Source organism: Streptomyces sp. BE20 (assembly GCF_036322525.1).
GTDB lineage: Bacteria > Actinomycetota > Actinomycetes > Streptomycetales > Streptomycetaceae > Kitasatospora.
The window spans coordinates 99,453-126,206 of record NZ_JAQYWW010001203.1 but is presented as its reverse complement, the minus strand read 5'-3'; the positions used below and the strand labels follow the sequence as shown (position 1 = coordinate 126,206).

General features: G+C 73.3%; 25 protein-coding genes and 2 pseudogenes. 9 read left to right on the top strand and 18 right to left on the bottom strand.

Going from position 1 to position 26,754, the window contains the following annotated elements; translation table 11 throughout:
* Positions 1-36 precede the first annotated feature (36 nt).
* Positions 37-276 (top strand): annotated as a pseudogene (locus PUR61_RS39210) (LLM class flavin-dependent oxidoreductase); the annotation flags it as partial.
* Between the two features lie 61 nt (positions 277-337).
* On the opposite strand, the gene PUR61_RS39205 reads toward PUR61_RS39210, so the two are convergent.
* The gene (locus PUR61_RS39205) at positions 338-730 is read right to left on the bottom strand and encodes a type II toxin-antitoxin system VapC family toxin (RefSeq protein WP_329884704.1); all 393 of its coding nucleotides are present in this window, start codon (positions 728-730) and stop codon (positions 338-340) included.
* Positions 727-1,008 carry a hypothetical protein gene (locus tag PUR61_RS39200; protein WP_329884703.1) on the bottom strand — a complete coding sequence of 94 codons (282 nt, stop codon included), beginning with the start codon at positions 1,006-1,008 and terminating at the stop codon, positions 727-729. Before PUR61_RS39200 ends, PUR61_RS39205 begins: the two co-directional genes overlap by 4 nt.
* Before the next feature lie 97 nt (positions 1,009-1,105).
* On the opposite strand from PUR61_RS39200, the pseudogene PUR61_RS39195 reads away from it, so the two are divergent.
* Positions 1,106-1,345 (top strand): annotated as a pseudogene (locus PUR61_RS39195) (LLM class flavin-dependent oxidoreductase); the annotation flags it as partial.
* Between the two features lie 35 nt (positions 1,346-1,380).
* Here the strand turns inward: PUR61_RS39195 and PUR61_RS39190 are convergent.
* Positions 1,381-1,842, bottom strand: coding sequence for a DUF5615 family PIN-like protein (locus PUR61_RS39190; RefSeq protein ID WP_329884702.1), 462 nt, complete (start codon positions 1,840-1,842; stop codon positions 1,381-1,383).
* Complete coding sequence (locus PUR61_RS39185; RefSeq protein ID WP_329884701.1) at positions 1,839-2,486, bottom strand: DUF433 domain-containing protein; 648 nt, start codon at positions 2,484-2,486, stop codon at positions 1,839-1,841. Before PUR61_RS39185 ends, PUR61_RS39190 begins: the two co-directional genes overlap by 4 nt.
* A 259-nt stretch (positions 2,487-2,745) precedes the next feature.
* On the opposite strand from PUR61_RS39185, the gene PUR61_RS39180 reads away from it, so the two are divergent.
* The 5 genes from PUR61_RS39180 to PUR61_RS39160 all read left to right on the top strand — a co-directional run bounded on the left by PUR61_RS39180 (position 2,746) and on the right by PUR61_RS39160 (position 7,561).
* Positions 2,746-3,633, top strand: coding sequence for an LLM class flavin-dependent oxidoreductase (locus tag PUR61_RS39180; RefSeq protein ID WP_329884700.1), 888 nt, complete (start codon positions 2,746-2,748; stop codon positions 3,631-3,633).
* Between the two features lie 189 nt (positions 3,634-3,822).
* Positions 3,823-4,857, top strand: coding sequence for an ABC transporter ATP-binding protein (locus PUR61_RS39175; RefSeq protein WP_329884699.1), 1,035 nt, complete (start codon positions 3,823-3,825; stop codon positions 4,855-4,857).
* Positions 4,841-5,746, top strand: a complete 906-nt coding sequence (locus tag PUR61_RS39170) for an ABC-2 transporter permease (protein WP_329884698.1) — start codon at positions 4,841-4,843, stop codon at positions 5,744-5,746. The genes PUR61_RS39175 and PUR61_RS39170 overlap by 17 nt, the downstream gene beginning before the upstream one ends.
* 25 nt (positions 5,747-5,771) lie before the next feature.
* Positions 5,772-6,689 carry an ABC transporter ATP-binding protein gene (locus PUR61_RS39165; protein ID WP_329884697.1) on the top strand — a complete coding sequence of 306 codons (918 nt, stop codon included), beginning with the start codon at positions 5,772-5,774 and terminating at the stop codon, positions 6,687-6,689.
* A gap of 155 nt (positions 6,690-6,844) precedes the next feature.
* Positions 6,845-7,561 carry an ABC transporter permease gene (locus PUR61_RS39160; RefSeq protein WP_329884696.1) on the top strand — a complete coding sequence of 239 codons (717 nt, stop codon included), beginning with the start codon at positions 6,845-6,847 and terminating at the stop codon, positions 7,559-7,561.
* A gap of 132 nt (positions 7,562-7,693) precedes the next feature.
* On the opposite strand, the gene PUR61_RS39155 is transcribed toward PUR61_RS39160, so the two are convergent.
* The 3 genes from PUR61_RS39155 to PUR61_RS39145 form a co-directional block, all read right to left on the bottom strand.
* A complete protein-coding gene (locus PUR61_RS39155) occupies positions 7,694-8,995 on the bottom strand; it encodes a CynX/NimT family MFS transporter (RefSeq protein ID WP_329884695.1) in 1,302 nt (433 codons plus the stop codon).
* 110 nt (positions 8,996-9,105) lie between these two features.
* The gene (locus tag PUR61_RS39150; RefSeq protein WP_329884694.1) at positions 9,106-9,846 is read right to left on the bottom strand and encodes a FadR/GntR family transcriptional regulator; all 741 of its coding nucleotides are present in this window, start codon (positions 9,844-9,846) and stop codon (positions 9,106-9,108) included.
* Positions 9,847-10,106: 260 nt separating this feature from the next.
* Complete coding sequence (locus PUR61_RS39145; protein WP_329884693.1) at positions 10,107-10,802, bottom strand: hypothetical protein; 696 nt, start codon at positions 10,800-10,802, stop codon at positions 10,107-10,109.
* A 286-nt stretch (positions 10,803-11,088) separates the two neighbouring features.
* Here PUR61_RS39145 and PUR61_RS39140 point away from each other — a divergent pair, with 286 nt between their 5' ends.
* Positions 11,089-11,853 (top strand): sporulation protein, encoded by a 765-nt coding sequence (locus PUR61_RS39140; protein WP_329884692.1) that lies wholly within the window; start codon positions 11,089-11,091, stop codon positions 11,851-11,853.
* A gap of 100 nt (positions 11,854-11,953) precedes the next feature.
* Here the strand turns inward: PUR61_RS39140 and PUR61_RS39135 are convergent, their stop codons facing one another.
* The 10 genes from PUR61_RS39135 to PUR61_RS39090 all read right to left on the bottom strand — a co-directional run bounded on the left by PUR61_RS39135 (position 11,954) and on the right by PUR61_RS39090 (position 24,622).
* Positions 11,954-13,828, bottom strand: coding sequence for an LCP family protein (locus PUR61_RS39135; RefSeq protein WP_329884691.1), 1,875 nt, complete (start codon positions 13,826-13,828; stop codon positions 11,954-11,956).
* Between the two features lie 155 nt (positions 13,829-13,983).
* Entirely contained in the window at positions 13,984-14,832 is an 849-nt protein-coding gene (locus tag PUR61_RS39130) for an HAD family hydrolase (RefSeq protein WP_329884690.1), read from the bottom strand.
* Positions 14,833-15,021: 189 nt separating this feature from the next.
* Positions 15,022-16,296: a serine--tRNA ligase gene (gene serS / locus PUR61_RS39125; RefSeq protein ID WP_329884689.1), complete on the bottom strand. Its 1,275-nt coding sequence runs from the start codon at positions 16,294-16,296 to the stop codon at positions 15,022-15,024.
* A 529-nt stretch (positions 16,297-16,825) separates the two neighbouring features.
* Positions 16,826-17,761 (bottom strand): prephenate dehydratase, encoded by a 936-nt coding sequence (gene pheA, locus PUR61_RS39120; protein ID WP_329884688.1) that lies wholly within the window; start codon positions 17,759-17,761, stop codon positions 16,826-16,828.
* A 232-nt stretch (positions 17,762-17,993) separates the two neighbouring features.
* Positions 17,994-19,370, bottom strand: a complete 1,377-nt coding sequence (gene efeB / locus PUR61_RS39115; protein ID WP_329884687.1) for an iron uptake transporter deferrochelatase/peroxidase subunit — start codon at positions 19,368-19,370, stop codon at positions 17,994-17,996.
* 14 nt (positions 19,371-19,384) lie between these two features.
* On the bottom strand, positions 19,385-21,469 hold the full coding sequence (locus PUR61_RS39110; protein WP_329884686.1) for a copper resistance CopC/CopD family protein: 2,085 nt from the start codon (positions 21,467-21,469) through the stop codon (positions 19,385-19,387).
* Between the two features lie 12 nt (positions 21,470-21,481).
* Positions 21,482-22,030 carry a copper chaperone PCu(A)C gene (locus PUR61_RS39105; protein ID WP_329884685.1) on the bottom strand — a complete coding sequence of 183 codons (549 nt, stop codon included), beginning with the start codon at positions 22,028-22,030 and terminating at the stop codon, positions 21,482-21,484.
* Positions 22,027-22,713, bottom strand: coding sequence for an SCO family protein (locus PUR61_RS39100; RefSeq protein ID WP_329884684.1), 687 nt, complete (start codon positions 22,711-22,713; stop codon positions 22,027-22,029). The genes PUR61_RS39105 and PUR61_RS39100 overlap by 4 nt, the downstream gene beginning before the upstream one ends.
* Positions 22,714-22,814: 101 nt before the next feature.
* Positions 22,815-23,582 carry a YcnI family copper-binding membrane protein gene (locus PUR61_RS39095; protein ID WP_329884683.1) on the bottom strand — a complete coding sequence of 256 codons (768 nt, stop codon included), beginning with the start codon at positions 23,580-23,582 and terminating at the stop codon, positions 22,815-22,817.
* 197 nt (positions 23,583-23,779) lie between these two features.
* Positions 23,780-24,622, bottom strand: a complete 843-nt coding sequence (locus tag PUR61_RS39090; RefSeq protein WP_329884682.1) for a hypothetical protein — start codon at positions 24,620-24,622, stop codon at positions 23,780-23,782.
* Positions 24,623-24,852: 230 nt separating this feature from the next.
* Here PUR61_RS39090 and PUR61_RS39085 point away from each other — a divergent pair, with 230 nt between their 5' ends.
* Positions 24,853-25,503: an ATP-binding protein gene (locus PUR61_RS39085; RefSeq protein ID WP_329884681.1), complete on the top strand. Its 651-nt coding sequence runs from the start codon at positions 24,853-24,855 to the stop codon at positions 25,501-25,503.
* A gap of 154 nt (positions 25,504-25,657) precedes the next feature.
* Here PUR61_RS39085 and PUR61_RS39080 read toward each other — a convergent pair whose 3' ends face one another.
* Positions 25,658-26,686 (bottom strand): LAETG motif-containing sortase-dependent surface protein, encoded by a 1,029-nt coding sequence (locus PUR61_RS39080; RefSeq protein WP_329884680.1) that lies wholly within the window; start codon positions 26,684-26,686, stop codon positions 25,658-25,660.
* Positions 26,687-26,754 lie beyond the last annotated feature (68 nt).

Sequence of the window (26,754 nt, the reverse complement as noted above, 5' to 3'; positions counted from 1 at the left end):
AAGCCAGCGGAACAGCCAGGCTCCGCTACGCCTGGCATGCGTCTGAGCACCGTGATCCTGCCCATCCGCCGGTGGGCCGAAGGACAGAAGATCTGGCGGCGGGCCGAGGACCTCGGGTTCCATGCCGCGTACACCTATGACCACCTGTCGTGGCGGTCGTTCCGGGACGAGCCGTGGTTCGGGGCGGTGCCGACGCTGACGGCGGCGGCCACGGCGACCGAGCGGATCCGCCTCGGCACGCTGGTCACCTCGGTCAAGCCTCGTTCACGTATCACGGGCTGAGCTGCGAGAATGCGACCGCAGGGCCGCTTCAGGCATGCCAAGCCGGTCCGATCGGTCAGATCTGCTGGACCGCGATACGGCGGTGGCACAGGCGGCGCAGGTCATCGACATCGTTGGTCACCACCGTCACGTCGCCGTGCTCCACGTGAGCGGAGGCCGCGAGCATCGCGTCGATGGCGTACTTGTGGCCGTGAAGCCCCTCGGCTGCCAGGAGCTTGCTCGCCGCCCGTGAAATCTCCTCCGTGACGGGCCGCACCTTGGCGAGGGAGACCGCGTGGTCGAACGCCGCCTGCGGCACCTTGGGGTCGCGCGCCTCCACCAACGTCGCCGCGCTCGTCACCACCAGAAGATCCAGCGTGCGGGCGACGTCCAGCCACACAGTCATGTCTCTATGCCGCCGGGAAAGCTTGGAGAGAGCCTCGCTGTCAAGAACGAGCGTGCCGCTCACGCGGCGTTCGCCGGGGAGGATTCGCCGCGGTGGGCGGCGTGGTAGGCGCGGATGCGCTCGGCCTTGGCCGCCACGTCGGCTGGATCGACCGGTCCGTGCTCGGCTTCGGCGGCCTCGATGTACTCGTCGACGGCTTCTCGCTGGAGCTGTCGCTGTACGGCCTCCTCGATGTACGAGGAGATGCCCTGCTTGCCGGCGCGGGCGCGGATCGCCTCCAGGGTCTCGGCCCGCAGGGAGACGCTGGTGACTCGGGTCCTGCCAGGACGCGGTGTATCCATGAGGCAACTGTAGTACATCGTGTGTGAGGATGCCGGTGATCAGCCCGGCACCGCTCGTTGACGCCCAGGCGGAACCGATGCGCATAGGGTCCCGGGTATGCGACTGAGCACGGTGATCCTCCCCATCCACCGGTGGAGCGAGGGGCAGAAGATCTGGCGGCGGGCCGAGGACCTCGGGTTCCACGCGGCCTACACGTACGACCATTTGAGCTGGCGGAGCTTTCGGGACGAACCGTGGTTCGGCGCGGTGCCGACGTTGACGGCGGCTGCGGCGGCGACGGAGCGGATTCGGCTGGGGACCCTGGTGGCCTCGGTCAAGCCTCGTTCATGCATCACGGCCTGACCTGGCATGACTGCACTGACGACTGCTCCTCACGCACTCCCGGACGCGGGCCAGTGCTTCGGAGGAACCGTGGAGGGGTCCACGATCCGCAATCGGCTCTGGTGCGACGGGTCGATCGAGGTGAGGGATATCAGAAGCTGGCCTGGTGAGCGTTCGAGTTCGGTCAACGCATGCGGCAGGCCGGCGCACACGGTGGCGACAGCCGCGCCCAGGCCCACGAGGCCACCGTGCTTGTGATTGTGCCGGTACTCGATCCGGTGCAGCCCCGATTCGGCGATCGCCGCGACTTCCAGGGGGCGAGCCATCTGCTTGGTGTCGTTGGTGATCACGACCTGGAAGCCGGCTGAGGCGGCCCGCGCGAAGAGCTCGATGTCCTTGGTGCCTGCCCAGCCGACGATCTCTGCCACGTGCTGAAGCTCGTGTTGCTTGAGTAGCAAGCGAGCCATATGAGCCAATGGCACGGGAACGTTCTCGTCGAGCAGGATCTTCAAGTGGTGACCTGCCGGGGGCCGTCGTCCGAGTAACTGTCGACATAGTCGGTGAAGTCGGCCGCGTCACGAGCAGCTTCGGGGGTGACGCCGGGGTAGAAGTCCCTGATCGACTCCGGTCCGATGCCATCCCTCAGAAGAGCCGCGACCTCCGAAGCGGGGATCCGCGTTCCTTCGATGACCGGCTCACCACCCCGAACGGAGGGATCGACGGACAGATGATTCCTGGGACGCAGCAGGTCCGGGATCTTCCGGCCGTCTCGATAGAACGGCCGAAGGACGTCGACCATCTCGTGGATGACCACGTTGCCCCGCTTGCCCACGAGGTCGACGGCGTGGTCCGGATCCGCCAAGTAGATCGTGCTGTCGCCGGCCACGAGCCGGTAGCTGGACAGATGCTCACGTTCATCGAGATCGTCGCGCAAGGTGCCCAGAGCACGGCGGATCTTCTGGAGCGACGCTTCCTCCCGAAGCCTCACGCAGATGCGAAGCGCGACAACGTCCCGGAAGGAGTAGAGGATCGGCCGGGAGTCGGAGATTTCCGGCACGAGGACGGCGCCACGCGGACCTGTGGCCCTGCGCCAGTGGGACAGCTGCCGCATGGTGGCGCCGGACAGCGCGGCAGCGAGCTTCGGCTCGTAGGACACGTCGGCACCTCCCATGGCTCACACGACGGCGTACGGAACCGTACTTCATGGTCTCCTACCGCTGACGCGTCCGCCAGAATGTCACCCGAACGGGGACTCGCGGGAGACCGAAGCCCGGTCCGCAACCCCGAGGAGATCAGGCGAGACCTGCGGGCTTCCGCAGCCGCCTTCGGAGCACCTTGGCGACAACCGGCCTACCCCTGCCCTCTTGACTGGGGGCACACCGCCGGAACGCTGTCGGCCGCATAGGGTCCCGGGTATGCGACTGAGCACGGTGATCCTCCCCATCCACCGGTGGAGTGAGGGGCAGAAGATCTGGCGGCGGGCCGAGGACCTCGGGTTCCATGCCGCGTACACCTATGACCACCTGTCGTGGCGGTCGTTCCGGGACGAACCGTGGTTCGGCGCGGTGCCGACGCTGACGGCGGCGGCCACGGCGACCGAGCGGATCCGGCTGGGGACCCTCGTCACCTCGCCGAACTTCCGGCATCCGGTGACGCTGGCGAAGGAGCTGATCACGGTCGACGACGTCTCGGGCGGGCGGCTGACCGTGGGGATCGGGGCCGGCGGGACCGGCTTCGACGCGACGGCGACCGGCCAGGAGGCGTGGTCGCCGCGGGAGCGGGCGGACCGGTTCGGGGAGTTCCTGCCGCTGCTGGACGAGCTGCTGCGCACCGATGCCACGACCCGCGAGGGTACGTACTACTCGGCGGTCGAGGCGCGGAACATCCCCGGCTGCGTGCAGACGCCGCGGGTGCCGTTCTACGTGGCGGCGACCGGACCGCGCGGGCTGAGGCTGGCGGCGGAGTACGGGCAGGGCTGGGTGACGTACGGGGACCCGCGCGGGCCGGCGGACGTGCCGGTGGAGCAGGCGCCGGGCGTGATCGCCGCGCAGGTCGAGAAGCTCCGGGCGGCCTGCGAGGCGGCCGGGCGGGACGCCGCTGAGCTGGAGAAGGTGCTGCTCCAGGGGTCCACGGCGGAGAAGCCGCTGGCCTCGGTGGACGCCTTCGTCGACTGGGCGGGCAGGTACCGGGAGCTGGGGATCACCGAGCTGGTGATCCACTGGCCGGTGCCGGACTCGATCTTCGAGAACGACCCGGCGGTGTTCGAGCGGATCGCCACCGAGGGCCTCGCCCAGCTCGGCTGACCGCGCGTCCGAAGGACCCGACGGCCACTGGCCGATCCCGCGTGCCGGGGGAGCCGGCCGGTGGCTCCGCGGGCGGGGTCCGCGCGGATCCCCTAGGGGACGACGGCCCGGGTGTCATACCGCAGCAGCAGACAGGCTCGTCATCGGAGCTCATGGCCCCGGTGGCGGGTGCGCACTACGTTGGGCCACGTGTCCACTGTCATCAAGACGGACGGCCTCACCAAGAGGTTCCCCCGGGTCACCGCCCTCGATCAGCTCACCGTAGAGGTTGAGCCCGGGGTGGTCGGTCTGGTGGGGGCGAACGGGGCGGGCAAGTCCACACTCATCAAGATCCTGCTCGGGCTGGCCCCGGCGACCTCGGGGACCGGGCAGGTGCTCGGTCTCGACATCGCCACCCAGGGCTCGGAGATCCGCGAGCAGGTCGGCTACATGCCGGAGCACGACTGCCTGCCGCCGGACGTGTCGGCCACCGAGTTCGTGGTGCACATGGCGCGGATGGCGGGGCTGCCCGCCGCCGCGGCGCGCGAGCGGACGGCGGACACGCTGCGGCACGTCGGGCTGTACGAGGAGCGCTACCGGCCGATGGGCGGCTACTCGACGGGCATGAAGCAGCGGGTCAAGCTGGCGCAGGCGCTGGTGCACGACCCGAAGCTGGTGCTGCTGGACGAGCCCACCAACGGGCTGGACCCGGTCGGCCGGGACGACATGCTGGCGCTGATCCGCCGCGTGCACACCGACTTCGGCATCTCGGTGCTGGTCACCACCCACCTGCTGGGTGAGCTGGAGCGGACCTGCGACCACCTGGTGATCATCGACGGCGGCAAGCTGCTGCGGTCCTCGTCGACGGCCTCCTTCACCGGTGCGACGGCCACCCTGGCGGTCGAGGTGACCGACCACCCGCAGGACGCGGGGCTGGACGCGAGCGCCGCCGTGCGCGCGCGGCTGGCCGCGGCCGGGCTCGCGGTGGAGACGGAGGGGGCGCGGATCCTGTTGGTCCGGCTGGCCGGTGACGACACGTACGACACCATCCGGGACGCGGTCGCGGGCCTCGGCCTGGGGCTGGTCCGGCTGGAGCAGCGCCGCCACCGGGTGGCCGAGCTGTTCACGGACGGCGGCGCGGGCAATGGCGCCGACGGCGATGCGGACGGCGTCGCGAACAGGGCACCGGCCGGCGGCGACCGCCGGCAGAACGAGGGGGGTACCGCAGATGTCGCTGTCTCCTGACACCAGGCCGACCGACACCGGAGTCATCCACGACATCGGCTACCGGGGCTACGCAGGCCCCCGGCTGGGCCGGGCGTACGCCACGCGCTCGCTCTTCACCCAGAGCCTGCGCGCCGCGTACGGCCTCGGGCGGTCGGGCAAGTCCAAGGTGCTGCCGATGCTCGTGCTGGGCGCGGCCGCCGTGCCCGCCGTGATGATCGTCGTGATCACCGTCGTGGCCAGGCAGGACAAGCTGTCGATGGACTACGCGGAGTACCTGAGCGGGGTCGGGCTGGTGGTCTCGATCTTCCTCGCCTCGCAGGCGCCGGTGCTGTTCTCGCGGGACCTCCGGCACCACACCGTGCCGCTGTACTTCTCCCGCCCGATCACCCGCGCCGACTACGTCCGGGCCAAGTACGCCGCGATGGTCTGCGCCCAACTGCTCCTGATGCTGGTGCCGTTGCTGGTGCTGTACGTCGGTGCGCTGCTGAGCGGGCTGAGCTTCGGCCACGAGACCGAGCACTTCCTGTACGGCTTGACCGCGGCGGTCCTGTACGCGCTGGTGCCGACCTCGATCGCGGTGGTCATCGCCGCCGCCACGCCGCGGCGCGGCTTCGGGGTGGCCGCGATCATGGGCTACCTGGCGGTGAGCACGGTGGTCGTCGCGATCGTGATCGGGATCAGCGGCACCACCGCCGACGGAGGAGCCTCGGACTCCGCGCAGTGGGCCGCGCTGCTCTCGCCGGGAGCGCTCGTGGAGAGCCTGACCAACCAGGTGTTCGACCTCGGCAGCGGTCCCGAGCGGCTGCACGCGCCGGGCGGGCTGGGTGTGGTCGTCTTCGCCGCCGTCGCCGCCGTGATGGTCGCGGGTTCGTACCGGCTGCTGCTGCGCCGCTACCGCGGCATCTGATCAACCGAGTATCTGAGAGGGCGCCATGGCCACCATCACCATCGACAAGGTTTCCCGCTGGTTCGGGAACGTGGTCGCCGTCAACGACGTCAGCATGGCGATCGGTCCCGGTGTCACGGGTCTGCTCGGTCCCAACGGTGCCGGGAAGTCGACCCTCATCCACATGATGAGCGGATTCCTCGCTCCCTCCACCGGGGCGGTCACCCTGGACGGCGCGCCGATCTGGCGCAACCAGGAGGTGTACCGCCAGATCGGGCTCGTCCCCGAGCGGGAGTCGATGTACGACTACCTCACCGGTTGGGAGTTCGTGCTCGCCAACGCCGAACTGCACGGACTCCCCCACCCGGGTGCCGCCGCCCGCAAGGCGCTGGCCCTGGTCGAGATGGAGTACGCGCAGGAGCGGAAGACCGGCACCTACTCCAAGGGCATGAAGCAGCGCGTCAAGATGGCGTCGGCCCTGGTCCACGACCCCGCCGTGCTGCTGCTCGACGAGCCGTTCAACGGGATGGACCCGCGGCAGCGGCTCCAGCTGATGGAGCTGCTGCGCCGGTTCGGGGCGGACGGCCGCACGGTGCTGTTCTCCTCGCACATCCTGGAGGAGGTCGAGCAGCTGGCCCGGCACATCGAGGTCGTCGTGGCCGGGCGGCACGCCGCCTCCGGCGACTTCCGGAAGATCCGCCGGCTGATGACCGACCGCCCGCACCGCTACCTGGTCCGCTCCAGCGACGACCGCCGGCTGGCGTCGGCGCTCATCGCCGACCCGTCGACGGCCGGCATCGAGCTCGACCTCCAGGAGAAGGCGCTGCGCATCCAGGCGGTGAACTTCCAGGGGTTCACCACCCTGTTGCCGAAGGTCGCCCAGCAGGCGGGCATCCGGCTGTACACCGTGGCGCCCGCGGACGAGTCGCTGGAGAGCGTCTTCTCGTACCTCGTCTCCGCCTAGCCCCCGGCGTACCGGCCCGGAGCCGCACGCACAGCCGCACCCGGCTCCGCAGCCGGATCCGGACGCGTGAACCGGAACCGCACGTTGAACCGGAACCGCACGCCGAACCGCACGCCGTACCGGACCCACACGGACCCCAGGAAGGCCGACCCACCATGAACCCGACCGTCGCCAGGCTGACGCTGCGCGGCCTGCTGGGCCGCCGCCGCGGCTTGCTGCTGCTGGTGGTCCCCGCCCTGCTGCTGCTCGTCTCGGCGATCGCCGCCGGCGCCAGCGGGGACAAGCACGACCTGACCGTCAAGATCCTCGGCCAGCTCGGCCTCGGCACCCTGCTGCCGATCCTCGGCCTGGTCGTCGGCACCGGCGCCATCGCCACCGAGATCGACGACGGTTCGATCGTCTACCTGCTGGCGAAGCCGCTGCCCCGCTGGAAGATCATCACCACCAAGCTGGTGGTGGCGATCGGTACCACCTGGGTTTTCGCGGCCGTCCCGACGCTGCTCGCCGGGCTGCTGCTGTACGGCACCCGGGACGGCCTGGCGGTCGGCTACACCGTGGCCACGCTGGTGGCCGGGGCCGCGTACAGCGCGCTGTTCCTGCTGCTCGGCGTGGTCACCCGGCACGCGGTGGTGGCCGGCCTGGCGTACGCGCTGGTCTGGGAGTCGCTGATCGGCAACTTCGTCGAGGGCGCCCGGACGCTCAGCGTCCAGCAGTGGGGGCTGTCGGTGGCCAAGGCGGTGGCCGAGGAGGGCGCGATCACTGCGGACGTGGCGCTCGGCGTGGCCGTGCCGCTGCTGCTGGTGGCCACCGTGGCGGCGGCGGTGTTCGCCTCGGTGCGGCTGGCCGGGCTGACCCTGGCGAGCGAGGAGTAGCCCGGGAGGGCGACGCACGCCGGGCCCCGGGCCGGGCGGAGCGACGGAAGCGGAGCGAGGACGGGGTCGGCCCCGGCAGCTGCTGCCGGGGCCGACCCTCGTGCGGCCGCCGTCGCGGACCGTGCGGTCGCCTCAGAGCGTGCGGTTGCGTCCGGCGCCCCAGCCGGCGGCGGCGACCACGGTGACCAGCACCAGCATCAGCGCCAGCGGCACGGTCCAGCCGCCGGTCAGCTGGCGCAGGGCGCCGGCACCGACCGGACCGGCCGCGGCGACCAGGTAGCCGATCGCCTGCGACATCCCGCCCAGCTGGGCGGCTCCGGCGACACTGTCGGTCCGCAGCACGATGAAGGCGAGCCCGAGGCCGAGCGAACCGCCCTGGGCGACGCCCAGGATGGTGGCCGCCACCCACGCGCCCGGCACCGGCGCGATCAGCAGGACGGCGATGCCGACCCCGTTCAGCACGGCCATCACGAGGGCGAGCGCCCGCTGGCTGGTCATCCGGCCGGCCATCAGCGGGACGAGGAAGGCACCGACCACCTGCACCAGGTTGGAGTAGGCGAAGACCAGGCCGGCCTCGCCGCGGTCCATCCCCTGGTCGGCCAGGACGGTCGGCATCCAGGCGACCAGGGTGTAGACCAGCAGCGACGAGATGCCCATGAAGAGGCTGATCTGCCAGGCCAGCGGCGAGCGCCAGATTCCCTCGATCGGCCGGTTCGCCGAACCCGGGCCGGTCGCAGCCGTCGCGGTCGCCGTTGCCCTCGCGGTCGCCGTCACCGCCGAGGGACCCGTCGGGGCGGCGGCCGTCCGGCCGGCCCGCGCCCGCAGCACCTGCGGCAGCCAGGCCACCGCGGCGACCAGGGCGAGCAGCGACCAGGCGCCGAGCGAGGCCTGCCACCCGCCTCCGAGCACGTGCTCCAACGGCACCGACGTACCGGCCGCGAGCGTCGCGCCGACCAGCATGGTGGTCGAGTAGACGCCGGTCATCGCGGCGGCCCTGCCCGGGAACTCACGCTTGACCAGGCCGGGCATGGAGACGTTCAGCACGGCGATGGCCACGCCGATCACCACGCACCCGGCGTACAGCGCGGACACCGAGGGCAGCACCCGCAGCAGCACGCCCGCGCCGAGCACGAGCACCGCGCCCAGCACCACCCGCTCGGTGCCGAACCGCCGGGTCAGCCGGGGGGTGAGCGGCGCGCCGACGCCCTGGAAGAGCACCGGCACGGTGGTGATCAGACCGCTCGCGGTGGCGGACAGCCCGAAGGTGCGCTGGATCTCCCCGACCATCGGGGACACCGCCGCCAGGCAGGCGCGCATGTTCAGGGCGACCAGCAGGATGCCGGTCAGCAGCAGCGCGGGGTGGGCCAGCCGGCTGCGGACGGGGAGCGCGGAGGAGGTGGTGACCACCGGCTGCTGGGCACGGGTGACGGCCATGGGGCGTGCTGCTCTTTCGGGAAACGGTTCCGGGAATGCCGAAGGGCGGGATGCCGAGGGGCGGGAACGCGGAGGGCGGAAGGGGCGTGCGCGGAGGGGCTCGGGGCCGCTTACTTCCGGGCCGCGATGGCGGCGAGGAGCTGCTCGACGGCCGCGGTCGGCTCGGCGAGCAGCGCGCGACAGGCCGCTTCGGCGCGGTCCGGGTCACCGCTCTCGATCGCGTCCACCAGCGCCTCGTGGGTGGCGACGACCACCTCCGGCATCTCGTGGTCGCCGAACGCCGTCCGCATCGACTCGCGCACCGAGGCGCCGAAGTAGCGGTACACCTCGGCCAGCGCCGGGTTGTGCGCGGCCTCGACGACGGCGGTGTGGAACTCCAGGTCGTGCTCGACGGTCGCCTCGCGGCCGGCCCGCTCGGGGTGCGCCGCGATCACCTCGACCTCACGGGCCAGCGCGGCCCGCATCCGGACGATGTCCTCGGGGGTGTGCCGCAGCGCGGCCAGCCGGGCGCCCTCGGCCTCCAGCGCGGCCCGGACCTCCAGGACGTCGCGGACGCCGGAGCGCTGGACACCGCGCAGGACGGACGCCGGGTCACTGGTGGAGCGCACGAAGGTGCCCTCGCCCTGACGGGAGACCAGCATGCCCGCGTGCGCCAGCACCCGGATCGCCTCCCGGACGGTGTTCCGTCCGACGCCCAGCCGCTCGGCGAGTTCGTGTTCGGTCGGGATCTGCGACCCGACCGGCCAGACACCGGAGCTCAGCTGCTCGCGCAGCTGCTCGATCGCGGTGTCCACGAGGGAGCGCCGCCCGGCGGTCTGCAGCGTGTCGTTGCTGCTGTTCGCACTGGTCACGGCGGTTCCTCCCCGGTCTGCGGCTGCCCTGGGGGAGCCGGTCATCGGTCATCCTACAACTGCTTGCCCGGTCATCCTACAACTGGGGATGAACGCCGGGGGAACCGTTGCGTCCGAACCGGCACACCCGGTCGGCGAGGTCGGCGAGGTCGGCGAGGTCGCGCGGCCGACGCGGTCGGCGACCTCGGGCCCGGGCCCGGCCCGGCGACGGGGCCGGGAGCCGCCGGGCCCGGTCCCCGGTGCCGCCCCGGCCCGTCCGATCAGGCCCCGTCGCGCGGGGTCCGGTTCGAGTTCCCGTTCCGGTAGGGGATCTCGAACCGCCCCCACACGTCGGAGGGCGAACCGTCGGCGTCCTCGAACCGGTTCTCGGCCCCCGTCCCGGTCGGAACGGCGAACCAGGTCGCGTCGTCGGGGCCGACCTCCAGGCCCAGTGCCGCGGAGATCTCCGCCAGGGCCGAGGCGAGGCGGGGGCCGTTCGCGGCGAACACCGCGTCCTGGCCGCGCCCGCGGAGGTCGAACGGCAGCCAGGCGTCGGAGTGCGTCGTGAGTCCCACGTTGAAGAACCCCTCGGACGCCTCCGCCCCCAGGGTGAACAACCCCTCCGCCGCCCGGGCGCCGCGGCCGGTCTCCACGATGCCGTCGCACGACGCGAACAGTTCGACGGTGCCGATCTCGCCGGGGGCGAGAGCCGCCTTGATCTGCGCCGTCAGCGACTCGGGAGCCCCCGAGTCCACCACGGCGAGTGCGCCGACCCGGAAGTCCGACCGGACCAGGAAGTTCCGGCGACCCGGCTGCGGAACGGACACGGCCACCCGCCCCAGGCACGGGGTCCCCAGCCGGTGCCGGTCGAGGGCCCGCAGGGCCAGGACGAACCGGCGTACGGCCTCGCCCACCAGGTCGGTCCGGTGTCCGGGTTCACCCCAGTACCATCGCGCTACGGGCGTGCTGGCGATCAAGGACGGCCTCCAGGCATGAAGTTGGCGCCGGGTGGATACGTGGTCGTGCCGTCCTCGACGCGGGGTCCGCCAGGCTCCCCCTGGTGTCGACGACGAACGGGCGTGACGAAGATATGACGTACCCGGGCGCTCGGGTGGTTGCCCCCGTGGCGGTGGAACCGTGCGTCCGGCGTTCGGCCCCGGCCAGGCGGCCGGGGCCGACAACGAGCGGCCCCTGAGGCCGGCCCTACCGGTGGTCTGGTATGACGGAGCCGGTCCACACCCCTGATTCGAGGAGAGCGTCCGCATGGTGTTCAAGAAGCTGCTCGGTGCCCTGGGCGTCGGCGGTCCCGGCGTCGACACCGTTCTGACCACGCCGGTCGTGCAGCCCGGTGGGACCCTGCAAGGGACGGTCGAGCTGACCGGGGGGACGGTGGAGGCCGACATCCGGGGGATCACGCTGACGCTGGTCGCCCGGGTGGAGGTCGAGCACGAGGAGGGCGAGAGCACCGGGCTGTACCCGTTCGCCCGCTTCTCGGTGACCCAGCCGCTGAAGCTGGCCCCGGGCGAGAACCGGTCCGTCCCGTTCGCCGCCCAGGTGCCGTGGGAGACGCCGGTCACCACTATCGCGGGGCAGCGCCTCCACGGCATGCAGCTGGGCGTGCGGACCGAGGTCGACATCGCGGGCGCGCTGGACAAGGGCGACTCCGACCCGCTGGAGGTCGAGCCGCTGCCGGCCCAGCGCCGCATCCTGGATTCGCTGCTCCAGCTCGGCTTCCGGTTCCGCTCGGCCGACCTGGAGGCCGGTCACATCCGCGGCACCGCTCAGACGCTGCCCTTCTACCAGGAGATCGAGTACTCCTCGGCGCCGCAGTACGCGCACGCCTGCAACTCGCTGGAGGTCAGCTTCGTCACCACCGCCCACCGGGTGGAGGTGGTCCTGGAGGCGGACAAGCGCGGCGGGCTGTTCGGGGGCGGCGGGGACGTGATCCGCACCCACGCGATCGACCACGGCCAGGCCGACCAGGACCTCACCGCGCTGGTCGACGGCTGGATCCGCTCGGCGCTCTGATCCCGTCGGTACGGTGGCCAGGCCAGGCCAGGCCAGGCCAGGTCTGAGCCGCTGACCCGACCCGACCTGACCTGACCCCCGGCCCCGGACGGGCCGGGGGTCAGCCGTAGGAGACGTTGCCGCAGATGTCGTCGTCGCCGGACCGGGCCTCGTTGACCACCTCGGCGGGCAGCGGGACCGGGGCACCGGGCGAACCGCCGGCGGATGCGGACGCGGACGCCGAGGCGGCGGCACCGGCGGCGTAGTCCCGGCCGAGCAGCACGCTGATCCCGGCCGCCTGACCGGGCGTCACCGCCGCGCCCGGGAACAGGGCGGCGACCTTCTCCGCACCGGCCCGCTGTCCGGTCCCGTACTCGACCGTGGTGGTCGCCCGGGCGGTGTTGCTCGCGCTGCGCACCCCGGTGACGGTGACCCGGGCCGCCCGGAGCGTCTCGGCGGCCCGGGCGGCCAGGCCGGGGGCGGTGGTGCCGTTGAGGACCGCGACCCGGATCGGCGGGCCCTCGGTGGTGAGCGGCGAGGGCGAGGGCGACGCCGCGGGGGAGGATGCCTCGGGGGACGGCGAGCCGGGTGCGTCGTCCTGCCGGCCGGTGGCGTCCTGGCCGTCGATGGTCCGGTCGGCCTGGAGGGTGTTCCACAGGCTGTCGACCGCCGGGTGGACCAGGTCGATCCGTGCGCCGTTGTAACGCCACGGCGTGGTCAGGAACTTGACGTCGTGCAGGTCGATGTCCTGCAGCGAGAGGGCGAAGTCCACCAGCTTGGCCGCCGAGTCGAGCCCCGGATCCACGGTCATCGACCGGGTCGCCGCGTCGGCCAGCGGCAGCAGCGTTCCGGGGCTCAGGCCCTGGCTCTTGATCTTGGCCAGCAGTGAGGACAGGAAAGCCTGCTGACGCTTCATCCGGCCGATGTCGGAGTCGTCCCCGATGCCGTGCCGCAGCCGGACGTAGTCCAGGGCCTGCTGGCCGGAGACCCGCTGGCGGCCCTTGGCGAGCACCACTTTGCCCTTCCGGCCCAGGCCGGGGTTGATGTTCCCCTCGTGGATGTCGTTGGGCAGGCAGACGTCGACCCCGCCGACCGCCCCGGTCATCGCGGCGAATCCCTGGAAGTTGACCTCGATCGTGTGGTCGACGCGGATGCCGGTGAGCTTCTCCACGGTGTTCTGCGTGCAGGCCGGGTTGCCGGACTCCGTGTTGCCCACCGAGAAGGCCGAGTTGAACATCTGTCCGGGCTGTTCCTTGGTCCACTTCCCGTTCGGGAGCCGGCACCGGGGGACGGTCACGAGGGCGTCGCGCGGGATGGAGATGCCCACCGCGTGCCGGTGGTCGGCGTAGACGTGCAGCAGGATCGTGGTGTCGGAGCGGGCACCGCCCTCGTTGCCGCCGCCGAGGTCGCTGTTCCGTCCGGCGCGCGAGTCGGAGCCGATCAGCAGCACGTTGACGGGCCGGTTGCCGTGGGCGTCGGGGGCCGGCGCGGGCGGACGGTCGGTGGCGATGGCGTCCGGGTCGAACGAGCGGATGTTGCCGTTCAGTTTGTAGTACACCGCGCTGCCTGCACCGGCCAGGACGACGAGCACCCCGGCCACCGACCAGGCGATGATCCGCCGGGCGCCGCGCCGCGCGTTTCGGGCGGGGTGCCGGCGGGTGTTCCGCGGTCCCTCCGGCCGGGCGTCCCGGCCCGGCCGGCCTCCGGTCCACCCGTCGGGGCCGACCCGCCCGGGCCGGCCCTGGACGCCGCCGCCCTGGACACCGATGCCCTGAACGGTGCCGCCCTGGACGCCGCTGCCCTGCGTGGTGCTGCGCTGGGCGGTCTTGCCGGGAGTGCCCCTGCTCTGGGCGGCCCGACGGGCCTCGGCCCGGCCGCCGGGGCGCGGTGCCGGCACGCGGCCGGGCCCCTCCTCGGACCGGTCGGTCCGGACGCCTCCGTCGGCGCGCCGTCGCCCGCCCGGTTCCGGCAGGCTCTCGCTCCACTGGCCTGACATGGCGCGGACCTCTCAGCGGCGGAAGCGGCAACCCTGGGAGCATACAAACTTCTCCGGTGCCGCTCGGCCGCCGAACCCGGCCGCGCCGGTCCGACCCGCCGGTTCGCCGTCACGGCTCACTCCAACGGCTGAACCGGGAGGCCCGGCAGCGGAGTTCACCCCAACGGGTAGAGACGCTCCAGCACGGCCGCGACGCCGTCCTCGTCATTGCTCACGGTGACCTCGTCGGCGACCGCCAGCAGCTCCTGGTGCGCGTTGGCCATGGCGACGCCGTGCGCGGCCCAGCCGAACATCGGCACGTCGTTGGGCATGTCGCCGAAGGCGATGGTGTCGGCGGCGGTCACGCCGAGCCGCCGGGCGGCGACGGCCAGCCCGGTGGCCTTGGAGAGACCGACCGGCAGCAGTTCGACGATGCCCGCACCGGCCATCACCACGCCGACCAGATCGCCCGCGGCGCGGCGGGCGGCCTCGGCGAGGGCGTCGTCGGTCAGGCTGCGGTGCTGGATGTACAGCTTGGAGATCGGGGCGGTGAGCAGCTCGTCCTTGGCGGCCCGGACGACCGGCAGGTCGGAGCCGATCTGCAGCTGGTACCCGGGGCCGGCCAGGACGGCGCCCTCCAGACCGTCCTGGTTGGCGGCGACGGCCAGCGGGCCGGTCTCCGCCTCGATCTTGGCGATGGCCAGCGCGGCCACCTGCCGGTCCAGGGTGAGCGAGGTGAGCAGCTTGTGCGCGCCCGCGTCGTAGACCTGGGCGCCCTGGCCGCAGACCGCTATGCCCCGGTAGCCGATCTCGTCGAAGACCGGGCGGGCCCAGGGGGCCGAGCGGCCGGTGACGATGATGTGGAGCGCCCCGGCACCGGTGGCGGTGGCCAGCGCGGCGCGGGTGCGCGCGGAGACCGTCTCCGCACTGCTCAGCAGGGTGCCGTCGAGGTCGGTCGCGACCAGCCGGAAGGGCAGGCCGCCGCCGTCGGCGGGGGAGACGGGGCTGGGGCTGGTGGTGCTCATGGGCCGTACGTCTCCCGGGAGTTGCTTCGGGTGTCACCGCGGTGTTCCGCCGACCCGCGGTGCTGTGCTGCTGGTCCTGCCGTCCTGCGGGGCCGCTGCGCCTGAGGTGCCGCGCTCCTGCGGGACGACGGTCGTCCTGCGGTCCGCGGTGCCGGGGCGATGTGCGCCCCGGCACCGTGCCGCGGGGTGCTACTTGACGGGCTCCAGGACGGTGCGCCCGCCGAGGTACGGCCGGAGCGCCTCCGGGACCACGACCGAGCCGTCGGCCTGTTGGTGGTTCTCCAGGATCGCCACGATGGTGCGCGGGACGGCGACCAGGGTGCCGTTCAGCGTGGCCAGCGGGCGGACCTTGCCCTCCTCGCGCATGCGGATGCTGAGACGGCGGGACTGGTACTCGGTGGTGTTCGAGGTCGAGGTGACCTCGCGGTACTTGCCCTGGGTGGGGATCCACGCCTCGATGTCGAACTTGCGCGCGGCCGAGGAGCCGAGGTCGCCGGAGGCGACGTCGATGACCCGGTACGGCAGCTCCAGGGCGTTGAGGAAGTCCTTCTCCCACTGGAGGAGCCGGCGGTGCTCGCTCTCCGCGTCCTCGGGAGTGGTGTAGACGAACATCTCCACCTTCTCGAACTGGTGGACGCGGATGATGCCGCGGGTGTCCTTGCCGTAGGTGCCGGCCTCGCGGCGGAAGCAGGACGAGTACCCGGCGTAGCGCAGCGGCAGCTTGTCCGCGTCGATGATCTCGTCCATGTGGTACGCGGCGAGCGGGACCTCGCTGGTGCCGACGAGGTACCGGTCGTCGCCCTCCAGGAAGTACACGTTCTCGGCGGCCTGGCCGAGGAAGCCGGTGCCGTCCATGGCGGCCGGGCGGACCAGGGCCGGGGTGATCATCGGGGTGAAGCCGGCCGCGGTGGCCTGGGCGATCGCCATGTTGACCAGGGCGAGTTCCAGCAGCGCGCCGGGGCCGGTCAGGTAGTACGACCGGGCGCCGGCGACCTTGGCACCGCGCTCGGTGTCGATCGCGCCGAGGATCTGCCCCAGCTCGACGTGGTCGCGCGGTTCGAACCCCTCGGCGGCGAAGTCGCGCGGGGTGCCGATCTCCTCCAGGGTGACGAAGTCCTCCTCGCCGCCGACCGGGGCGGCCGGGTCGATGAGGTTCGCCAGCGAGCGGAGCAGGCGCTCGGCCTCGTCCTTGGCCCCGGCCTGTTCGGCGTCGGCGGCCTTGACCTCGGCGGCCAGCTCCTTGGTGCGCCGGAGCAGGGCGGCCTTCTCGTCGCCCTGGGCCTTGGGGACCAGCTTGCCGAGCGACTTCTGCTCACTGCGCAGTTCGTCGAAGCGCGTGCCCGAGGACCGGCGGCGCTCGTCGGCGGAGAGGAGGGCGTCGACCAGGTCGACGTCCTCGCCTCGGACGCGCTGCGAGGCGCGCACTCGGTCAGGGTCCTCACGGAGCAGGCGAAGGTCAATCACGGGCCCAAGCCTACCGGGCGGGGGCCCGTCCACCGGTACCGGTTTTCCCCTGGGGATAACTCGCGCCGACCTGTGGATAACTGCTGTGCGGAACCGTTCGGCGGAAAGTTATCCACAGGCTCGCCGGCCTGCCTGTGGATGGCGGAGTGGCCTCGGTGGGCGGTGAGTCGAACCTGGGAATTGAGGTTTCAAACCTCACTTGACCTTCCCGGGGGAGGGAATTGAACCGCTCGGACGGGTGATTTGCTGGCACCCGGGTGACTCTGGTCGGATTAGTCATCTCTGCGACGCAAACCGATGATCCGACCGATACCTGCAGTGGCTATACCGGTTTGTCGACTCATCCCCAGACCTGTGGATAACTTTCGGCTGTGGACAGCGCACACCCCTGTGGACAAGCGCGTTACCGCGACGGCCGGCCTGTGGACAAGCGGCGGGCGGTCGACGGACGGCCGGTGCGGTCACCCGCACCGGCCTCCGGACCCTGTCGAAAACGGTCGGAAAAGGACAGGGAGATAAAAGCCGACGTTCAGATGTCGCCGCGGCCGTCGAGGCAGCGGGAGAGCCAGTCGGACGCCGCGCTGAAATCCGCGTCCGTGGTGCCCGGCCGCTGGTGCCGGGAGACCTGCTGATCGGCGCGCGGATAGGAGCCGAGGAAGCGCACCTGCGGGCAGATCCGCTTGAGGCCCATCATCGCCTCGGCCACCCGGCGGTCGCTGAGGTGTCCCTCGCAGTCGATCAGGAAGCAGTAGTTGCCGAGCCCCTCACCGGTCGGCCGGGACTCGATCCGCATCAGGTTGACCCCGCGCACCGCGAACTCCTGGAGCAGCTCCAGCAGCGCGCCCGGGTGGTCGTCCGGCAGCCAGACCACCATCGAGGTCTTGTCCGCGCCGGTCGGCGAGGAGACCCGGCCGGGCCGGCCGACCAGGACGAAGCGGGTGGTCGCGCTCTGCGCGTCCACGATGTCCTTGACCAGCGGGTCCAGGCTGTAGATCGGCGCGGCGAACTCGCCCGCGAAGGCGCCGTCGTAGCGGCCCTCGGCGACCAGCCGGGCGCCGTCGGCGTTGGAGGCCGCCGCCTCCCAGTGCGCGTCCGGCAGGTTGGCGGCCAGCCAGCGGCGGACCTGGGCCTGGGCCACCGGGTGGCTGGTGACGGTCTTGATGTCGGACAGCCCGGTGCCGGGCCGGACCAGCAGCGCGAAGGTGATCGGCAGCAGCACCTCGCGGTAGATCATCAGCGGCGCGCCGGCGGCCAGCTCGTCGTTGGTCGCCGTCACGGCACCCTCGACCGAGTTCTCGATCGGCACGAACGCGCCCGACGCCTCGCCGCCGCGAACGGCGTCCAGGACCAGCTGCACCGAGTTCATCGGCACCAGTTCCCGGGTCGCCGCCTCGGGCAGGGTGCGCAGGGCCGCCTCGGTAAAGGTGCCCGCCGGCCCGAGGTACGTGTAGCGGGTTGCCGACATGACGCCTCCAAGGGGACAAGGGGACCGTGCGGGGAGAAGGGGCGGCCGTGCGTCGGGCGACCGGCGCGGTGGACTGCCGTGAACCGGCGGACCGCCGTCGAACGGCGGGCCTCCGGGGGCCGGCGGCCCGCCCTGCGGGGCGGACTGCCGAAAGGAGTCACCTTAGTCACTCCGCCCGCCGCCCACGATCGCGTTTCGCTCCGTGGGCGGCGCAGTGGTAGGCCGGGGCCGGTCAGTCCACCAGGGACTGCCCGACGTAGCCGCCCTCCGGCGCCCCCGGCGGGACGGCGTACAGCCCGCTCGCCTCGTGCCGCAGGAAGCGGGAGAGACCGTCACCCCGGGCCAGCTTGCGCTGGACCGGGGTGAACCCCTTGCGGGGGTCGGCCTGGAAGGCGAGGAAGAGCAGCCCCGCGTCCGGCGCCCCGTCGGACGACAGGCCGTCGTGGTACGAGAAGCCGCGCCGCAGCATGGCGGCCCCGCCGTTGGCGGCCGGCGCCGCCACCCGGATGTGCGCGTCGGCCGGGACGGCCAGCGAACCGTCCGGTCCCTGCGCGCCGAGGTCCACGGGGGTGGACTCCACGGCGCCGGCGGGTGCGCCGAGCGGGGCGCCGTCCGTCTTGCGCCGTCCGATCACCCGCTCCTGCCGGTCGACCGGCAGCGCCTCCCAGTTGTCCAGCAGCATCCGGATCCGCCGGAAGACCAGGAACGATCCGCCGGCGAGCCAGGCCGGCTGGTCGCCGCCGGCGGCGCAGAACACCTTGGCGGCGAAGCCCTCCTCGCCGGGCTTGGGGTTGTTGGTGCCGTCGATCTGGCCCATCAGGTTGCGGCCGGTCATCGGGCGCGGGGTGGCCCCGGGCGTCCGGGCGAAGCCGGACGCCTGCCAGCGCAGCGCCGCGGTGCCGGCCGCCTGGCGCTGGAGCACCCGCAGGGCGTGGACGGCGACCAGCGCGTCGTCGGCGCCGATCTGGACGAACAGGTCGCCGTCGCCGCGGGCCGGGTCGAGGGCGTCGGCAGGGAAGGCGGGCAGCGGCTCCAGCCCGGCCGGGCGGCGGTCGGCCAGCCCGGCCTTGTCGAACAGGCCGGCGCCGAAGCCGAAGGTGACGGTGAGCGAGCAGGGCCCGGCGTCGAGGGCGACCTGGTTCTCGAACTCGTCGGCCGGTTCGCCGGCGGCGAGCCGGGCGGCCGTCCGGGACCAGCGCCGGAGCAGGGAGCGCAGCCCGTCCCGGCCGGCGCCGTCGGCCAGGTCGAAGGCGGCCAGCTGGACCCGTGCCTGCTGCGGTTCGAGGATGCCCGCCTGGCGCTCGCCGTGGAACGGCACCCGGGCCGGGCCGAGGGCGGGGGCCGCGCCCTCCGGTCCGGACGGCGCGGCGTCCCCCGGGCCGGAGCGGTCCAGGGCGACCGCCCCGGCGGCGCCCGCGCCTACCCCGACCACCAGGCCGGCCCCGGCCGTCCCCAGCAGCGTCCGCCGGGTGAGGCCGGCGCCGGCCGCGGGCGCGGCCCCGACGGTGTCGCTCCCGGCGGCACCCGCGTTCCCGCCGTTCCCGGCGGCCCCGTTGTCCCTGGCGCTCTCGGCGCTCCTGGTGCTGTTGGTGCTGTTGGTGCTCTCCATGGCGATGGTCCGATCTAACCGATCTTCAGCTGCTTGATCTCGGTGGTCTGGTCGATGTCGGAGGATCTGACCAGCACCGACACCACCCAGTTCCCGGTCAGCGGCAGCTGCGCGGTGCCGGCCCAGCGCCCGGTGCCCTCGGCGGTCAGCGGGACGGTGAGCGGGCCGAGGTCGCGGTCCGGCAGGGTGAAGGCGAGCTCCACCTCCGGCACCTCGACCGGCTGCCCGTCGGCGCCGTCCAGCTTCAGGTGCACCTCGTTGGACCCGGTCCGCGCCGGGTTGAGGGTGACGGTCGCGGTGCCCTTGGCGTTCGGCGTCCGGCCCTTGGTGTCGTACGGGAGCTTGAGCTCCGTGGTCCGGCCGGGCACCGTCTGCGGTGCCGGCGCGCCGGTCGCGGGTGCCGCGCCGCCGGGCACCGGTGCGGTGCCGCCGCCCGCGATCTCGCCCGCCACCCGCCCGGGCGGCGAGTTGGTGAGCATCGTGGTGACCACCAGCACGGCCACCGCGACGCCGGCCTCGACCAGCACCGACCGGCGCAGCCCGGCCCGGTTCGGGGTGAGTCCGCGGTCCCGGCCGGCGTTCTCCCGGGCGGCCCGCTGCCGCGCCAGCTGGGCCTGCCGGACCGGGTCGTCGGCGGCCGACGCCCCGGCGGCGCCCTCCACGGTGCCGTCCGCAGCGCCCTCCGCCAGGCCGGCGGCCGGGACGGGGGCCGGGAGCAGGACGGCCGACGCCTCGGCGGGGGTGGCCCGCAGCCGGGCCAGCCAGGAGCGGGAGAACCAGGCGACGCCGAGCATGGCGACCACGAAGCCGCTCTTCACCAGCAGCAGCCGCCCGTACTCGGTGCCGGTCAGCGCGCCCCAGGTGCCGAGGCCCCGCCAGGACTGGTAGACCCCGGTGCCGGCGAGCACGACGACCGAGCCGAGCGCGATCTTCGAGAACCGGTCGGCGACGTCCGCGCCGATTCCCTCGCGCAGGCCGACCAGCATCGCGGCCAGGCCGCCGAGCCACAGCGCCATGGCGATCAGGTGCAGCATGCCGAGCGGCAGCGCCAGCCAGACCTGGATGCCCACCGAGGCGTGGTCGGCGCCGACCCAGGTCGCCGAGAGGGCGACCGCGAGCACCAGTCCGGCCACGCCGAGGCCCAACCGGGCCTCGCGCTGCGGTCGTTCGGCGATCCGCTGCTCCAGCTCCCGCAGCTCGGCCTCCTCCAGGTCCTCGTCCGACCCGGCGGGCCCGCCGTCCGTCGGCTCCGCCGGTTGCGCCGTCCCGGCGCCCGCCGGGCGCGCGGCCGGCTGGCCTAGGTGGCCGACCAGCAGCGACAGGAAGACCCCGCTCGCCGCGAGCAGCAGCAGCCGGGCCGCCAGCGCGGTGCCGATCCGCTCGTCCAGCGTGGCGCGGATCAGGGACAGGTCGAAGGCCTTCGCGAGCCCCGAGCCCCGCTCGTACGGGCCGCGCAGCATCAGCACCGCGACGGTGGAGACCAGCAGGGCCACCCAGCCGGTCATCAGCAGCCGCTGGACCGGGCGTCGGGCCACACCGGCGGGCCAGCAGGCCAGCACGAACCCGGCGGCGCCGACGAGCAGCGCGAACGCCCCGTACGCGACGGTCCGGCCGGTGCCGTAGAGCGCGGCGACCACGTCGTCCGCCTCGGCGCTCTGCAGCGCGGCGGTGGAGACGGTGGTGGCGGAGGGGGCGCCGATGGAGAAGGTGAACGCTCCGCCGATCGGGTGCGAGTCCTCCGAGACGGCCCGCCAGGCGACCGTGTAGGTGCCGTTCGCCAGCCCGCCGTTCAGCCCGACCCGGGCGGTGTTGTCCTTGCCGTCCGCGTGGACGGGGCCGCCCGCGTCGACCGCCTTGCCGGCGGGGTCGAGCACCCGTACCGAGTCCCCGGAGAGCGAGACGGCTTCGCTGAAGGTCAGCGTGACGGCCTGCGGCGCGGTGGGGAGCACCGCGTTCTGCACCGGGTCGGTGGTCTGGAGGGTGGCGTGCGCGGCGGCCGGTCCGGCGCCGGCGAGCATCAGCGCGAGCACCGCGCCGAGTACGCCGAGCAGTCCGGCGATCCGGCGTCCGAGGAGCGGTGGCAGCACGGCCTTCAGCATCTCGTGGATCCCTTACTGCTGGCCGGGGCGGTAGGTGAGTTCCTTGACCGGCACCTTGACCGAGATGGTGCCCGTCCGGGAGAAGGTCAGGTCGATTTCGAGCTCGTCGCCCAGGGCGGGTGACTTCTGCCAGTCCGTGATCATCAGGTGGGTGCCGCCCCGGGCGAGCTGCAGCGCGCCGTGCGCCGGGACGGGCAGCTTCTCGACCTGTTCCATGGTGGTGGCGGTGGAGCGGTGCATGGTGACCGAGCCGGCGCCGGGGCTGGAGACCTTGACCAGCTCGTCCTGCTCGCCGCCGTCGTTGCGCACCGTCAGGTAGCCCGCCGCCATCCCGCCGGCCGGCGGCAGCGGGATGTAGGAGTCGGCGACGCTCAGCCGGGCCGGTCCGCCGGACACCGCGCCGCCGTCGCCGCCCCGGTCGCCCGTCCCGCAGGCGACCAGGAAGGCGCCGCCGCCCAGTGCCGTCGCCAGCACCGCCCCGGCGAGCGCCGTCCGGCGGAAGCCGACGGCGGTGCGGGTCCCGGTGGCGCGGCGGACGGCGGGCCGGTCGGAGCCCTTCATGCGGCGACCCCCCTGGCGAGCAGCGGCAGGTCGTGCTCGAAGATCTTCTCCTCCGTGCCGCTGAGGTAGAGGACGTGCGCCTTGTCGTCGGAGGGCAGGAAGGCCAGCACCTGGGCGCCGTGGGTGGAGGTGACGGTGCCGTCGCCGTTGACCACCGGGTCCTCGATCATGATGCCGAGCGCCCTGGCGGCCGTCTTCACCTTGGCGAGGTCGCCGGTGAGGCCTATGAAGTCGCTGCCCATCGAGTCGAGCCAGGTGCGCAGCACCTGCGGGGTGTCGCGCTGCGGGTCGGTGGAGACGAAGACGACGTTGACCTTCTGCCGCTCCTCGGTGCCGAGCGCCTTCATCGCCACACCGATGTCGCCCATGGTGGTCGGGCAGACGTCCGGGCAGCTGGTGTAGCCGAAGAACAGCAGGGTGGCCTTGCCGCTGGTCTGCTTGCGCAGGTCGTACGGCTGGCCGGCGGTGTCGGTCAGCTGGAGGTCCGGCTTCTCGAAGTTCTTGCCGAGCACGGTGCCTTGGTAGGGCGAGTCGGCCTTCAGCTTGTTGACCTTGGCGGGGCCGGGGGAACCGCCGTCGGATCCGCAGGCGGTCAGCGTGAGTGCGGCGGCCAGCGCGACGGCGACGGCGCCGGCCATCCGGGCGGTGCGGGCGGGACGGGCGGTGCGGTGGGTACGAGGCATGGGAGGGTCCGATCGTGCGCGGTGGATCACCGGCGGGGCCGTACCCGGGACGCGGGTCACGGGTACGGCCTGCGGCGGGTACGGCCCCGCCGGTGCTGGGGTCAGGAGGCCGGGCCGCTGCTCTTGCGGCGCAGGCCGAGGATGCCGAACGCGGTGCCGATCACGCCGACCACGATGCCGACGACGCCCAGCACCCGGGCGGTGGAGTCGCTCGACCCGGAGTCGGCGGCGGCCTCGTCCTTGGCGCCGGATTCGCCGTGCCCGTGGCCGTCGGCGGCGGCCGTCGGGGAGGCGGTGGCGGTCACGCCGTGGCTGTCGGCGGAGGCGGCCTTGGTGAGCTTCAGCACCGGCGCGGGCTTGGCCGGCTCCGGCTGGCCGTCCTTGGCCTCGTCGATCCAGCGGACGATGTCGCCGTTCTCGTAGCTCTGCAGCGCCTTGAAGACCAGCTTGTCGGCGTCGGTCGGCAGCGGGCCGAGCGAGACGCGGAACTCCTGGAACTGGCCGGGGGCGATCTTCACACCGGCGTCGGCGGTCCAGGTGATCTTGGAGACGGCCTCGTTGACGTCGTTGCCGTGCACCTTGATCGGCTTGTCGAGCTTGGCCTTCTCGACGGCGGTGGTCCAGCCGGGCAGCGGCTGGGTCCGGACGGAGGCCAGCGGGTGGTCCAGCGGGAGGTTGATCTCCAGCTTCACCGTGCCGGCCGCGTCGTTCTCGTTCGGCACCCGGAAGTCGACGGCGGTGTAACCGCCCTGCTCGGCGCTGCCGGGGTTCACGGTCACATGGGCGAAGGCGGGGCCGGCCAGGACCACCACGGAGGTGGCGGCGGTGAGGGCGACGGCGGCGATACGGCGGGAGGGAAGGGAACGCATGGTGTTCGTGGTCTCCGATCGGAGGCTCGGCGGGCAGGCCCGCTCCCGGGCACGGGGCTTCCGTGCCACGGCGGGGCCGCGCGGCGTGGGGAGGAGTGGGGGGAGGGGCCGCAGGACCGCACGAGCGGGCGGGTACGGCTCGACTGCCGCGTACACCCGGATCCGGTACCGCTGGGGGAGGCACCGGGGACGGCGGGTCAGTACGCGAGCGCCCCGAGCGGCGGACCGCGCCGCACCACGCTGTGCCGCAGCGCGGCACCGGCCGGCACGCGGTCGTCCCCGTCACGGCCGCCGGACCGGCGGACCGGGCCGCCGGGCGTGCCGAGCAGGCCGCGCAGCAGGACCGAGGCCAGGACGAAGGCCGTCCGCAGCGGTGTCGCCCAGTGCTCCCGGGCCGCGGCGGCCGTGATCCGCACCAGCCGCCAGAGGGCCGCCTCGCCGCGCCGGAGCCACCAGCCGGCCACCAGGGCGGCGGCCAGGTGGCCCGCGAACATCGACGGCGTCATCCCGAGCACGCCGCTCTGCCACCACGGTGCGGTCGCGTACTCCTGCGGGTCCAGACCGGCACCGGCGACCAGCTGCTCGGCGGTCGGACTGCCGGGCAGCCCGATCAGCGTGCCGGGCCGGGCCTCGTTGCAGATCAACCGGCCGGCCACCTGCGGCAGGGTCAGCGGGCCGGAGCCCACCGCGCCACCGTGGTGCGAGCCGGACCCGGCACCGGCGCCCGCGTGGCCGCCGAGGGTGTGGAAGAGGACGTGCAGTCCGAACTGCGCCGCGCCGAGCGCACCGGCGATCGCGGTGAGCGAGCGCTCCCGCCCGCCGAACGCGACGGCCGCCACCAGGACGGCCGTGAAGCCGGTCGCGAGGGCGGCCGGAGCCACGTTCCCGCCGCCCGCCAGGGCGTGCCCGGCGGCCGCGATCAGCGTGCACACCAGGGCGAACGGGACCGCCCGGGCAAGCCGCAGGTCCCAGGCGGCGACCCCCACCGGAGCGTCCGGTACGGGGGCGCCCGGGTGGGGGGCGGCGGCTGGGGCAGTCATGGCCGGGCCATCATCTCATCGCCTACCGCTGCCGGATCGGCAGGGTGGGAAATCCCTACGAATGCCCCGTTCGGCCCCGGCGCACGGGCCCGGACGTGCGCCGCTCGGCACAGAGCCGGGCCCCAGTCCATCCGCCGAACGGGCGGTAGCGGACCTCCGGCACGGTTCACCCCGGCATCCCCCGGAGATACCTCGGTTATATGTGGAGCCGCAGCCAGGAGGGACCTCCCGTGGACATCTGGTGGACTCTGCACCTCAAGCGCGACCCGGCCAGCGTGCCGCTGGCCCGCCGCATACTGCTCGGTGCGATGGCGACCGCGGGCGTCGACCCGCAGATCGCCCACGACCTCGGTGTCGCCCTCAGCGAGGCCTGCGCCAACGCCGTCGAGCACGGGACCGGCGACGGGCCCGACGAGGGCTACCAGGTCACCGCCTCGATCAGCGGCGACCTGCTGCGGATCGAGGTGACGGACTCGGGGCCCGGCCTGCCCGCCCCCGCCCCCGGCGGCCACGCGTCGCGCCGCCCCTCCCCGGTCCAGGCCCCGCCGGCCCGGCCGGCACCGCGCCGCCGCAGCCGGCGCGGGCGCGCCACCGTCCCCGGTCCGCTGCTCACGGCGCACCGCCCGCGCCGCGACGGCCGCCCGTACGACACCCACGTCCTGCCGGGCGGGTGCCCGGACGCCGACCCGATGCCGACGCTCCGGCCGGTCGACCTCGACATGCTGCCCGAGCTCACCGCGGAGTCGGGCCGCGGCCTCTTCCTGATCCACGCGCTCACCGATCACGTCCGGCTCCGCAACCATCCGCTCCGGGGGGCCATCGTGAGCTTCGACAAGATCCTCAAGTGGCAGGACGACGCCCTGCTGCGCGCCGCGTCCTGAGCAGGCTCGGCCGGCACCGCGGGTGCGCTCGGGACGTGCCGCTCGGGACGGTGCCGCCGTGAGGGGCCGACGGTGGGACGCGGGAAGGGTGCGCACGGCCCGTGCGCACCCTTCACCGAGTTCCCTGGAGTACCCGTCCCGGTCGCTCCGGTCGTCAGGCGTGCGCGCCGGCCTTGCGGCGGCGCAGCACGAACAGCGTCCCGGCCCCGGCCGCGAGCACCGCGGCACCGCCGGCGGCGATCGGCAGCGTGTTGGAGCTGGAGCCGGTCTCGGCCAGGTGCGGACCGGCCGGGGTGGAGGTCTTGGGGGAGGCGGCGGCCCCGGTCGCGGTGGCCGACGGGGCGCCCGAGGCGTCGGCCACCGTGAAGTGGTCGGCGAGCTTGTGGACGCCGGAGAAGGTGACGCACCCGTTGCCGACCGGGCTGCCGGGCACGTCCTTGGCGGGGAGGTACTCGGACCAGCCGCCGAGTTCGGCGTGGTACTTGGCGACGGGGGCCTGGGCGGTGGCGGCGATGCGGACCTGGAGGGTCAGCTTCTGGCCCTTGGCGAGCTTGTGGGTGCCGAGGTCGAGCGGGGTGGACCCGGCCAGCTCCAGCGGCTTCCAGTCACCGCCGGGGAGCTTCACCTGGCCGGTGAACGCCTCCTTGCCCCAGATCAGGGGGTTGAGCACCGGCTCCTGCCCGATGTCGGTGACGAACAGGTAGGTGGAGAACTTCTGCAGGTCGACCGACCCGGTGTTCTCGACGGTCGCCGTCATCTCCTGGGCCGCGCCCCCCTTGGTGAGCGTGGTGCCGGCCAGGCCGGTGCCGGTGACCTTGAGGTCGACCAGCTGGTAGCCGCCGGGGCACGGGATGCCCGGCGTCGGGAGCGGCGCGGTCGGGCGGCCGGTGGGCGTCGCCGACGGGGTGGCGGAGGAGCCGGGGCTCCGGGTGGTGCTCGGGGACGTGGTGGCCGACGGAGTGCCGGTGCCGGTCGGCGACGCGGAGGTGCTCGGCGTGCCGGACCCGGTCGGGGAGGCCGTGGGGGCCGTGGGGGAGGTCGTCGGCGAGGCCGTCGGGGAGGCGCTCGTGCCGGTCGTCGGGGACGGCGAGACGGCGGCGGCACCGGCGGTGGCCGCGCCGACCGTCGTGCCGAGGGACAGTGCGAGCAGCGTGGACGCGGCCAGAAGGCGGGATGAGCGCACGGTCTTTGCTCCTGGTTCGGGCGAATTCTGTACGAGTGCGGGCGATTTGACGCCTGATTCCGATGATC